Origin of the sequence: Desulfitobacterium nosdiversum (assembly GCF_049860565.1) — a bacterium.
GTDB lineage: Bacteria > Bacillota > Desulfitobacteriia > Desulfitobacteriales > Desulfitobacteriaceae > Desulfitobacterium_A > Desulfitobacterium_A nosdiversum.
On the sequence record NZ_CP172056.1, the window covers coordinates 3753446 to 3764745 of the forward strand.

Annotated in this window: 12 protein-coding genes, 1 pseudogene and 1 riboswitch; of the genes and pseudogenes, 3 read left to right on the forward strand and 10 right to left on the reverse strand. The window is 40.9% G+C overall.

Features of this window, described 5'->3' with window-relative positions; all coding sequences use genetic code 11:
• Positions 1–20: 20 nt before the first annotated feature.
• The 4 genes and pseudogenes from ACHOLT_RS18345 to groES form a co-directional block, all read right to left on the reverse strand.
• Entirely contained in the window at positions 21–1313 is a 1293-nt protein-coding gene (locus ACHOLT_RS18345; protein WP_425803611.1) for an MFS transporter, read from the reverse strand.
• Positions 1314–1739: 426 nt separating this feature from the next.
• Positions 1740–2326, reverse strand: a pseudogene (locus tag ACHOLT_RS18350) (pyruvoyl-dependent arginine decarboxylase).
• Between the two features lie 283 nt (positions 2327–2609).
• Entirely contained in the window at positions 2610–4247 is a 1638-nt protein-coding gene (gene groL / locus ACHOLT_RS18355; RefSeq protein WP_425803613.1) for a chaperonin GroEL, read from the reverse strand.
• Between the two features lie 53 nt (positions 4248–4300).
• Positions 4301–4585, reverse strand: coding sequence for a co-chaperone GroES (groES, locus tag ACHOLT_RS18360; protein ID WP_425803615.1), 285 nt, complete (start codon positions 4583–4585; stop codon positions 4301–4303).
• Positions 4586–5018: 433 nt separating this feature from the next.
• Between groES and ACHOLT_RS18365 the strand changes: the two genes are divergently transcribed.
• On the forward strand, positions 5019–5270 hold the full coding sequence (locus tag ACHOLT_RS18365; protein ID WP_425803617.1) for a hypothetical protein: 252 nt from the start codon (positions 5019–5021) through the stop codon (positions 5268–5270).
• 140 nt (positions 5271–5410) lie between these two features.
• Here the strand turns inward: ACHOLT_RS18365 and ACHOLT_RS18370 are convergent, their stop codons facing one another.
• The 5 genes from ACHOLT_RS18370 to moaA all read right to left on the reverse strand — a co-directional run bounded on the left by ACHOLT_RS18370 (position 5411) and on the right by moaA (position 8713).
• Positions 5411–6226 (reverse strand): NYN domain-containing protein, encoded by an 816-nt coding sequence (locus ACHOLT_RS18370; RefSeq protein WP_425803620.1) that lies wholly within the window; start codon positions 6224–6226, stop codon positions 5411–5413.
• Positions 6227–6297: 71 nt separating this feature from the next.
• The gene (locus tag ACHOLT_RS18375) at positions 6298–6798 is read right to left on the reverse strand and encodes a MogA/MoaB family molybdenum cofactor biosynthesis protein (RefSeq protein ID WP_425803622.1); all 501 of its coding nucleotides are present in this window, start codon (positions 6796–6798) and stop codon (positions 6298–6300) included.
• Positions 6798–7232, reverse strand: a complete 435-nt coding sequence (locus tag ACHOLT_RS18380) for an MOSC domain-containing protein (RefSeq protein WP_425803625.1) — start codon at positions 7230–7232, stop codon at positions 6798–6800. The genes ACHOLT_RS18375 and ACHOLT_RS18380 overlap by 1 nt, the downstream gene beginning before the upstream one ends.
• Before the next feature lie 25 nt (positions 7233–7257).
• On the reverse strand, positions 7258–7740 hold the full coding sequence (gene moaC / locus ACHOLT_RS18385) for a cyclic pyranopterin monophosphate synthase MoaC (RefSeq protein WP_425803627.1): 483 nt from the start codon (positions 7738–7740) through the stop codon (positions 7258–7260).
• 1 nt (position 7741) lies between these two features.
• Complete coding sequence (gene moaA, locus ACHOLT_RS18390) at positions 7742–8713, reverse strand: GTP 3',8-cyclase MoaA (RefSeq protein ID WP_425803630.1); 972 nt, start codon at positions 8711–8713, stop codon at positions 7742–7744.
• Positions 8714–8783: 70 nt separating this feature from the next.
• Positions 8784–8916, reverse strand: a riboswitch (molybdenum cofactor riboswitch).
• Positions 8917–9065: 149 nt separating this feature from the next.
• Between moaA and fdhD the strand changes: the two genes are divergently transcribed.
• Positions 9066–9875, forward strand: a complete 810-nt coding sequence (fdhD, locus tag ACHOLT_RS18395) for a formate dehydrogenase accessory sulfurtransferase FdhD (protein WP_425803633.1) — start codon at positions 9066–9068, stop codon at positions 9873–9875.
• Here the strand turns inward: fdhD and mobA are convergent.
• Entirely contained in the window at positions 9814–10509 is a 696-nt protein-coding gene (gene mobA, locus ACHOLT_RS18400) for a molybdenum cofactor guanylyltransferase (RefSeq protein ID WP_425808155.1), read from the reverse strand. The genes fdhD and mobA overlap by 62 nt on opposite strands.
• Positions 10510–10605: 96 nt before the next feature.
• Between mobA and ACHOLT_RS18405 the strand changes: the two genes are divergently transcribed.
• Positions 10606–11238, forward strand: a complete 633-nt coding sequence (locus ACHOLT_RS18405; protein ID WP_425803636.1) for a DUF6198 family protein — start codon at positions 10606–10608, stop codon at positions 11236–11238.
• Positions 11239–11300: the final 62 nt, after the last annotated feature.

The following is an 11300-nucleotide window of genomic DNA, read 5'->3' on the forward strand; positions in this document are numbered from 1 at the left end:
GGTTGCCTTATTCCTCTTCTTTATATTTTCTTTACTGCCAAAACAGCCATTAATGCTGCCCCCATCAATCCCAGTCCAACTAAGAAGAATAGCCCTCCATTATACGAGCCGCCGCTAAGTTGGATGAAAAATCCAATAACGGTAGGGATGAAAGCCGAGCCGAATTGAGCAACTCCATTTAATATTCCCGATGCTGCACCCAGTTGTCTAGGAGGAGTGATGTTTTGTAAAGCTGACCAGAAGGAATGAATTCCAATTCCAATACTGCCGATACCGCAGGAGAGTAGATAAGCGCTGATATAATTATCTTGAGCCTTTGCCCCAAACAAAATAAATAATGATGCCAGAGTTAATCCAACCGCGCCAAAAACTGTCCGTTTTCCAGTCCGATCTGACCAATACCCACATACTATAACCGTGATAGCACCCAAAATATAAGGTAGTGAAGCTAAAGATCCAAGTTGAGCGAAGGAAAAGTTACGAATTATTTTTAAATACGAGGGCAGCCAAGCCATCGTTCCCCACCAAATACTCGAGGAACCAAGATAGGCAATTGTCAAAAACCAAAAACGATAATCTTTTAAAAATAAGTTCTTGAGTGTTCCTTCCGTTTCTGCTTCAGCGCTTGAAGACGTACTCAAGTCTGAACCGTTTTTAATATAATCAATTTCTTGCTGATTGGTTAATTTACTTACTGAGGGGCGATCCTTGGTCAAAACCGCAATTAATAATAAAGGAATAAGTCCTACCAGAGCAAGTGTTGTAAAAGTACTTCGCCATCCCCAATTCGTTGTAAGCTGCACAAAGATTGGCATTGCTATTGCAGGTCCAACGAACAATCCAAGCAGCCATGCAGAGTTCGCTTTACCTCTTTCACGAATAGGGAACCAATTCTTTACATAAAGACTTTGCATTGGCCAATGTAGCCCTTCGCCGGCACCCAGAAGTATTCTGGCCGCAATCATTAAGGAGAAGGTCGAAACAAGTCCCCCCATTGTCATAGCAAGAATCCAAAACGAAATAGCAATTAGCATCGCTTTTTTAGGTCCAATAAAATCACCAAAAGGTCCCAAAATTACATTGGATATGCCATAAGCAAATAAGAAAACCGAGCTTAACAACCCGATGAGTACTGGCTTTCCCGTTATCCCCATTTGCGTTAAAAATGACTTGTCGGCAACGATAACCGAAAGATTGACACGGTCCAAATAAGCAACCAGTAGTGTTAAAAATAAAATACCTGCAAGAAATATTCTTGATTTTGTAGGTTTTTCATTATTAATTGGGTTTACTTCTTGAATCTTACTGCTCATGCCACACGCCTCTTTTCTTTTAGTTTTCGTAGATTCCCCTTAAAACCAGTTAACTTACTTTATGTTTCACCTCCATCACTTCGTTCATTATTATCAAACTAAGTTCTATATTATAATGATACATGAATTTTCCTGAATCGTCTTCTACTTAATTCCTGCGTAATTTTACAGAATGCTATTTGATTTTCACTTATTGGCATCAACTCACTTCCATTTCCAGAGATTCTTACACATCTTGATAAAATAATTGTTAAGAACATAGTAGGAAACCCGAAGGCATTCTCCGGGCTTCCCACTATGTTCCTAAATTTAGTTAAATATTTTATATAACCGTTCCCATTTTCTTTCTATCAATTGGTAGTACAAATTACAAGAGGTAAAATTCCGTTATTGATGCGATCGCCTCTCGGTCGATTCTTCCTTAAATCATATCCAATCAAGCATCGGATAAATATTGGTTAAAAACCCTATTGCAGCAATAACAGTTCCATACTTATTCTTTACCGTATTGTCTTGTATACAAAATTTCTCACCAAACACCGAGAAGTCCTTGGGATTATAACGTCTAAGGACAATGTTGATTAGTGATTCGTGTAAACTTCTTTTGGCCTCTTGCTCATTGCCATTACCCATATACTCGGCTGCATAGCCCGCTATATGGAGGCCGTCATAATTCCTTTTAACCTCTATTTTTCCTATCCCTGCGCAGATGTATTCTCCCTTAACCCCATTTACTTGGGCTAGGATTGTACCCATTACGGCACCGGGCGATAAAGGCTTCTGGCCCGCTCAATAGGGATTTCCGTCGCTTCAGGAGGTAAAATTGAGGTATATTTCACAATATTAAAATTCTCTATTCCAGCCATTACAAGAGCCATATCAAAAGAACCCGTTTGCCATGGATTTTTATTACCTGAACCTAGGTTCGTATCACCAAATCCCTTTGTTACCACATAATCTTTTGGGATCATATTTCCTATAATCGGTAATTGTCCATAAATTGCTTGATTCATTTTTCGTTCTCCTACAATACAATCCACAAAATGCCGGCAATTATCGATATTGTTGTTAGCAATGATCCAATATTCCAAAATGTTAATCTTATCTCAGTGATAGATTATGAGACTTTTACCTATTTATACTCTTTTCAGCTAAACTAAATAAATAAGAGGTCTCCCATAAGTTCAGAGAACTCATGAGAAACCTCTAAATAATATTCTCAATGTTGTAAAAATGTGGTCATATGATGATATTTAAACTTGAAACCCGTTGGATAGGCGAGTCATAGAAGTTTAATTACATCATGCCGCCCATTCCGCCCATGCCACCCATAGCAGCAGCGGCAGCAGCACCGTTATCTTTAGAAGGAAGATCAGCGACTAAGCATTCCGTTGTCAAAAGCATCGCTGCAATAGAAGCTGCATTTTGAAGAGCGGAACGTGTAACTTTAGCAGGATCAACAATACCGGCAGCAATCATGTCCTCATACTGTCCAGTAACAGCGTTGAAACCTACTCCACGGCCTGTTGTCTGTACTTTTTCAACAACAACAGATCCTTCTTGACCTGCATTGTTTGCGATTTGACGAAGAGGTTCTTCTAAGGCACGGCGAATAATTGCGATACCCGTTTTTTCGTCTCCTGTTAATTTATTTAATTGCTCAAGAGCTTGAATTGCATCGATTAAGGTAGTACCGCCGCCTGCAACGATACCTTCTTCAACAGCGGCACGAGTTGCAGCAAGAGCGTCTTCAATCCGAAGTTTTTTCTCTTTCATTTCTGTCTCGGTTGCAGCACCAACTTGGATAACAGCTACGCCGCCGGCAAGTTTAGCCAAACGTTCTTGGAGTTTTTCACGGTCAAAATCAGAAGTTGTTTCTTCGATTTGCTTTTTGATCGCTTCAACCCGTTTTTGAATATCTTCTGTGCTTCCTGAACCTTCCACAATCGTGGTTTCTTCTTTGGTTACGCGGACTTGGCGTGCACGACCGAGCATATCAATTGTGGTATTTTCCAGTTTGAGACCGAGATCTTCAGTAACAACTGTACCCCCTGTAAGAACTGCAATATCTTCGAGCATTGCTTTACGGCGGTCTCCGAAGCCAGGAGCTTTAACTCCGACAGCAGTGAAGGTTCCGCGGAGTTTATTGACAACCAGGGTCGCCATAGCTTCCCCTTCAATATCTTCAGCAATAATTAAGAGTTGGCGTCCTGCTTGAACTACTTTTTCAAGAACAGGAAGAATGTCAGCAATAGCACCAATCTTCTTATCCGTGATTAAAATGTAAGGATCATTTAGGACTGCTTCCATCTTATCTGTATCCGTAATCATATAAGCAGAAATGTAACCGCGGTCAAATTGCATTCCTTCGACCACTTCAAGTTCGGTTGTCATTCCTTTAGCTTCTTCAACGGTAATGACGCCGTCTTTTCCTACCTTTTCCATAGCCTCAGCAATTAAGCTGCCAATGGTTTGGTCACCTGCGGAGATGGAAGCAACTTGAGCAATAGCCTCTTTGCTTTCAATGGGCTTAGCATTTCCTTTAATGTCTTCAACAACTGCAGTTACAGCTTGTTCGATTCCGCGTTTGATACCCATAGGATTAGCGCCGGCAGCTACGTTCTTTAAGCCTTCACGAATAATCGCCTGAGCTAATACAGTAGCTGTTGTTGTACCATCACCGGCAACATCATTTGTTTTAGTCGCAACTTCTTTGACAAGTTGAGCTCCCATATTTTCAAAGGGATCTTCAAGCTCAATGTCACGAGCAATAGTAACACCGTCATTTGTGATGAGCGGAGAACCAAATTTTTTATCGAGTACGACATTACGGCCTTTAGGTCCTAATGTTACACGAACTGCTTCAGCCAAAGAATTTACACCGCGTTCCAGCGCGTGGCGGGCTTCTTCATTAAAAACGATTTGTTTAGCCACTTTTAATATCCTCCCAACAATTTAAGTATTGTCATTGACTCAAATATAAGTAATTAACCTACAATTGCTAAAATATCAGTCTCTTTGAGGATCAGATATTCTTCGCCATCATACTTAACTTCTGTGCCAGCATATTTTGAATAGATCACGCGGTCGCCGACTTTAACATCAAGTGCAATGCGTTCTCCTTTTTCCATCTTTCCAGGTCCTACAGCAACGATTTCCCCTTCTTGAGGTTTTTCTTTAGCCGTATCTGGCATAATGATTCCACTTTTAGTTCTTTCTTCAGATGGAAGTGATTTAATAACGACACGATCACCCAACGGTTTGATGTTCATTGAAGAAATTCCCTCCTTAAGATTATTCATCATTTTGTTTGTTAGCACTCATTAAATGTGAGTGCTAACATCTAGCTATAATAATATGCAAGTATGAGAACGAAATCAAACATTATCAAACCTCGTAATCAAGAAATATCTGCGAATATTTCTTAATACCTCCAGCTATCTTCCAATTACTCCATTGTTTATATAACGTTCGATTTAGACCCTCCTGCTTGCTCTAAACTTTATATTGACCACGCGAGAAGCATTTTATTCAAATTTTTCCTATTTTTGCTCTCTCATTCTTAACTTTTTGGGACGCTAATCCATACACTAAATTAGAAATATTAACTTTGGCTGACAAAATCGTAAAACGAAGCGTTGAGTTCTCCTTCTTGTTCTTCTGAGGTCGTTCCGACGACCCATAAAAGAAAAGGAGAATGATATTATGAGCTTCGGAGTATTCCCGGGAGTGACCTGCAGACCTTTTATTCTCGGTTTATTTGACACTTTCCCGATCGGTGCTCAACTGAGAATCGGCATGGATTCCGGATTCTGGATTGGAAACTTTGGCGGTCTGCAAGATGGCGTAGCGCTTTTGACTAACGCACAGCTGTTCTCAAATGTTGGAACCCCGATCGATGGTCTCCGTCCTGTAGTTCGGATTCCCATTCGCAATATCACCTTTGTCAGCCAATAACTACTATCCGGTTAGGAGAACTCCTAACCGGACTTTTTCTATGTATTTCTCTAAAAAAGATATCCAATAGCTTTTTATTTAATAAGCTATTGGATATCTTTAGACTTACCTCTAAATTTATTTTCACCTTCAGCTTTATCCTATAATCCCAGCTTTAAATACCGTTCTTGCAATTCCTTAACTTTATCCCCTAAAACATCTTGAACACGTGGATGTTTTAAATTAAGAAGGTAAATCTTCGTTTTTCCGATTTTCAAACTCGCATCGGGAAATTCATATTGAAGGAAGATTTGCTCCCTGAGTGCATGGCGAATGAGTTCTTTAACTTGTGGCGTTGTACGCTGAAGTTGTTCAGATAAAGCTAAGCGGGCTTTCGTAGAGGCCACATACGCCATATTGAGCTGAAGCTGCGCGAGAATCCGTATTCCTTGTTCAATATCCTGATCAGGCTTAAAATCGACCTCCCGATTCAGAAACTCTTCAAAGAAACCCTGCTGATCCCCAAACGCTTGCAACCCATGATGTATGCTACCGTTGACACCGATAACCCAAACCTCTTTACCCCATGCCCGAATCTTTCGCGCCAGCGGCAAAAAGTCCCCATCGCCTGTAAAAAGTAAAAACATATCAAAGGTTGAAGCTCGAGTGATTAAAATTTCTTGCGCCTCGAGAATAAGTTCAACGTCAGCCGCATTCTTTCTGATCTCAGTATTGGCATAATTGTTCTTTCCAAAAACATGTCGGGTAAATACATTCGTTTTTTCGAAAGAGGTCTGTGTTCTCCAAAACTCTTCACGGTCAAAGTTTGCATAGAGATAAATTCCCGTGATAGTAAGATTATTGCGTTCTGCATATTTTTGAATGGCTTGCATTAAAATTTCCGGGGTTAATTCATACCCCTTTCCCGTCAATCCTGTCCAAATATTTTCGTAGTCAACAAAAACTATTGTCCTCAAGAAAAAATCACCCCGTTTCCGGTTCGCATACTATACTGTATGCACCAATCGGACAGGGGTGACAAGCTGACTTAGGAATTAATTGGAGCAGCGCATTCGCTGGCTTCACCTTTTAAAATTTGTATCCCGTGAGGCAAAGCCGGTGCAATGGCCTGCCAGCATTCCTTAACCGCTTTAGGAGAACCCGGCATGTTAATGATCAAGGTCCGTTTCCGCAAGGCCGAAGCCGCTCTGCTTAGCATAGCCTTCGGAGTAACCTTTAGACTTTCATACCGCATAACTTCCGCAATTCCCGGAACCATTCGATCAGCGATCTCTTTCGTTGCTTCCGGGGTCACATCACGCAAGGAAAAACCTGTTCCTCCCGTTGTAAGAATTAAATCAAGTTTTAAATCATCTGCCCATTCTTTCATCAATTGTGCCAGCAAATGTTGTTCATCCGGAAGAACGCGATATTCCACAACTTCTCCGTCAATATCTTTGACCAATTCCTTTAACAATGCTCCCGAGAGATCCTCTCGTTCACCCCTTGATCCTTTATCACTGGCCGTAATGACACCTACTCTTAACATCACTCCACCACCTCAATAGAATCTCCGACTTTGACCGGACCCCCTTCAAGGACTTTAATAAAGATTCCTTCTTTAGGCATTACGCAATCTCCAGCCTGATAATAAATCGCACACTTCGCATGGCATTCCTTGCCGATTTGAGTTACCTCACCTAACCCTTGCCCCCCGATTTTAAGCTTGGTTCCAATCGGCAAACTTACAAGATTGATTCCCTCTGTCGTTAAATTCTCAGCAAAATCACCGGGACCAACATCTAAGCCTTTATCCTGCATTTTTCTAATGCTTTCCATAGCCAGTAAACTCACTTGACGATGCCAATCTCCGCCGTGAGCGTCGCCTTCAATCCCAAATTTAACTTTTAATAATCCTTCCCCTACATTCTTTTTGCGCATTCCTTTTCGTTCACTCGTACATACAGCAATAATCTTACCCATCTTAGCTATCTCCTTTATCTCCAGTTTATTCATGGTTATCCTGACGTACAAAATGTCCGCTTTTGCCGCCCATTTTTTCCATAAGGCGGATATCACCAATGATCATACCTTTATCGATAGCCTTACACATATCATAGATCGTTAAGGCAGCTGTGCTGACTGCGGTAAGAGCTTCCATCTCCACACCCGTTTTACCGGTAACCTTAACTGATGCTTCTATTTCTATCGTACCGGGAGGAACTATTTTAAAGTTTAAGACTGCTCCTGTAATCGCAAGAGGATGACACATGGGAATAAGGCTGGACGTCTGTTTCGCTGCCATAATTCCTGCGACTTGAGCAACCGCTAATACATCCCCTTTGGCAATTTGACCCTGACGAATCCTCTCTAATGTTTCCGGCTGCATCTCAATCTTTCCTCGAGCAACGGCAACACGTTGAGTTTCTCCCTTATCACTGACATCAACCATTCGCGCACGGCCTTGCTCATCAAAATGTGTAAGTTCCATCTTATCCTCCAATCTGAGACATAACTCTGCTTCCCTGCCACGCTTCTTCATTCATATGGTGTTCTACCGGTTTATTCCAAACGGCTTGCATCAACAATTTTCTCAATTCTTCATCTGAGCTTCCGTTTCGTAAGGCTTCACGCAAATCAAACTCTTTGGGACTGTGCAAACAGGGTCTTAACTTTCCATCGGCCGTTAGCCTTATCCTGTTGCATGTATTACAAAAATGCCGGCTTAAGGCGCTGATAAAACCAATACTTCCATTATAGCCTGCTGGAGTCACATATTCCGCGGGTCCGCTTCCAATCTGACCTCTTTCAAGTTCTAAACCTTGTAACCCTAAGATTTCTTTCATTTCATCAATCGGAACAAATTCACCGCGGCGATCCGAACTAATCCCGATCGGCATAAGTTCAATAAAGCGAACATGCAAAGGGTGATCCTGCGCAAGTTCCAGAAATTTAGGCAGCTCATGCAGGTTAAAATCACGAACAACAACAACATTGATTTTCACAGGTTTTAGACCTGCTTCTAATGAACGGAAAATACCCTGAAAAACCTTATTTACGTCTCCACCTCGCGTTAATTCCCGGAACCGTTCAGGATTAAATGTATCTAAACTAATATTGACTCGGTTTAATCCTGCAGCTTTTAAAGCATAAGCCATTTCCGGCAGAAACATTCCATTGGTTGTCAGCATCAAGTCTTCTACTCCGGGGATCTGGGATACTCGGCTAATGAAGTCAATAATTCCTTTTCGGACTAAGGGCTCTCCGCCAGTTAGGCGAAAACGCTTAAACCCGATTTGTGTACTTATTCGGATAAGACGGTGAATCTCCTCAAAACTAAGGATTTGTTCATGAGGAATCCACTCCACTCCCGCAGCCGGCATGCAGTATTGACATCGCAAATTGCAACGATCTGTAACGGATATTCGTAAATATTCAATCTGCCTTTGAAATTGATCCTCCATCTATATCCCTCTTTTCAAAAAACCTGAATACATAAAAACTCCGCGGTCTGTTTAACCGCGGAGGTATCCCTCGTCGCTAGAACAGACTCCTTTCCAACAGGAGATACTATCGTTTCCAATAATACCCGAGTGTATTAACACTTGCCTAGTCGCCATAGTTTTCATTAACTTTAGGTTACCTAGTTTCGGAGCAAACTATATGTTGTTTGCTTTTTTAATTCGCTAAAAAACCAAATTTTCCTTCTAATTTCTATAAAAATTACGTTTTTGATTTAAGACAGAAGAAAGCGCTATTTATTCTAAATTAAATCAGATCGTGATATTATAACATCATATCTGAGGAGGAATGATCATGTCTACAGAAGCCATCCGTTATTCTATCCTAAAGGCTCAAGACCATACGTTCATACAAACAGAGGATCTTATCGTCCCAGAAATTCCTTTAACCCTCTTTTTTAATGATGAGGAAATTGCTACACTGCTTTGCTCTCCTTCACAGCTTGAAGATTTAGCCTACGGTTTTCTTTTTAGTGAAGGTTTTATCCATTCTGCCGCTGATATTCAATGGCTTAAATATGATCCTAAACTCAATATCGTTTGGGCCGAAGGGACTTCCTATCTTGCCTCAAAAGACCTTCTCAATAAGCGAACCTTTTCCGCATGCTGCGGCAAAAGCCGTGTCACCCTTAATTTTGCGAATGATAAAGACCGCCTTCAGCGTCAAACCTCAAATGTTCAAATTTCTCTTGAAGAAGCTTATGGGTACACCCGGTATCTTCAAGACCATTCGCCCTTATTTCAAGCCACTGGCGGAATTCATAGCGGCGGGATAGGCTCGCAAGGTAAAGTCCTGCTGACCAGCTATGATATCGGCAGACATAATGTATTTGATAAATTAGCAGGAGCCGCTCTTCGTTCCGGAATAAAAACAACGGATCACGTTGTCTTTTTTAGCGGTCGTATTTCCTCGGAAATTCTTTTAAAACTGGCTAAGATGAATATCCCAGTCTTAATTGCACGCTCAGCACCTACCGAGCTTGCGTTAAAGTTCGCTCAGGATTTAAATATCACCGTCATTGGTTTTGCCCGCGGAGACAGACTTAACATCTATACTTGTCCTGAGCGAATCCTTTTGCCTTCTCCCACTCCATCTGAAACTTAACCCATTCCTCCGGGGTATTAACATTGTAGAGTAAGAGCTGCACATTACCAAAGCGTTCTATTTCCGATTCCGATATATATCGAACTGAACATTGATCAAAAAAATCGATGGTCTTAAGGATACCCGCCTTAAGGCTTTTTTCTATCTTAGGCAGACAGGAAGAACGTTTATAAAAAGCATACAAGGGGTGAATTCCTCCTGCTGTTTTGGGAGCTACAATGTCATACCTTTCAGTCAAAGAAGCCATAAAATGAATCAAGTCTGGATTAAGAAAAGGAATATCACAAGCAGCAATAAAACAAAACTCCGAGACAGCTTCCTGTAAACAGGCCTGGATACCCCCAAGGGGTCCATGCTCAACATAATGATCTTGTACAACCCTAACCTTGTATTGGGAATAAAGTTCGGGTGTATTACTGCTAATAAAAACTTCTGAAAAAATCAACTGCAGGATTTCAAGGTTTTTCTCAATAAAAGGCTTTCCGTTCAACTCCAAGAACGCCTTATTTTTTCCCATTCGTGAACTCTTGCCACCCGCAAGCAGTATTCCAGTAAAGTCTAAAATTATAAAACCTCCTCTCTGGGAGAATACATCTCTATAAAAAGAATAACCTGTATTTTTACGAAGTGCAATATGACCATGTTATAATGTGCAATGGATGCGAATAATGATTATTCCGCAATAATAAAATTTGATGATTAAATAAGGAATAGAGGAAGATAGAAATATATGAAGGAATTTTTACGTGGAGTAATGTATTGTATTGGACTTCTGCTGCTTGCCTTAGGAATTATCTTAAATACAAAGACGGGTTTGGGAGTGTCTCCAATTATATCCATTCCCTATTGTATTTCCAATATCTTTAAGGTTAATTTGGGTAACGCAACTCTTGTAATTTATATACTGTGTGTGGTTGGACAGATGATTCTACGCGGCAAGAAATTTCGCTCCTTTGATTTGCTGCAGATTCCCATGAGCATTATATTCAGCCAGATCATTAACATTTTTAATAAGATGATAACATTAAACACCGATAGCTTGGCTCTAAAACTTCTTTGGCTTGCTGCTGCAATCCTGCTGACCGGAATCGGAGTGGCTATTTCGGTGGAAATGAGGTTTGTCCCGAATGCTGCAGATGGTTTTACTCAGGCGTTAAGCAAGCGAATCAGGAAAGGCCTGGGACTTTCCAAAAACATTTTTGATATCTCCTGCGTTCTTATTACTGTATTTATTGGTGTGTTATTTGCCGGGAAAATCGTTGGAATCGGGCTAGGAACCCTAGCCGCTGTTATTGGTGTAGGACGTTCCATTGCCCTATTTAACCTGTTTTTTAAAAAGAAAATGGTGGCACTTGCAAGTTAGAAAGAACCATTTGAAAAAGGGGAAGAACAGAATTGTTACTGTTCTTCCCCTCTAAATTTAGT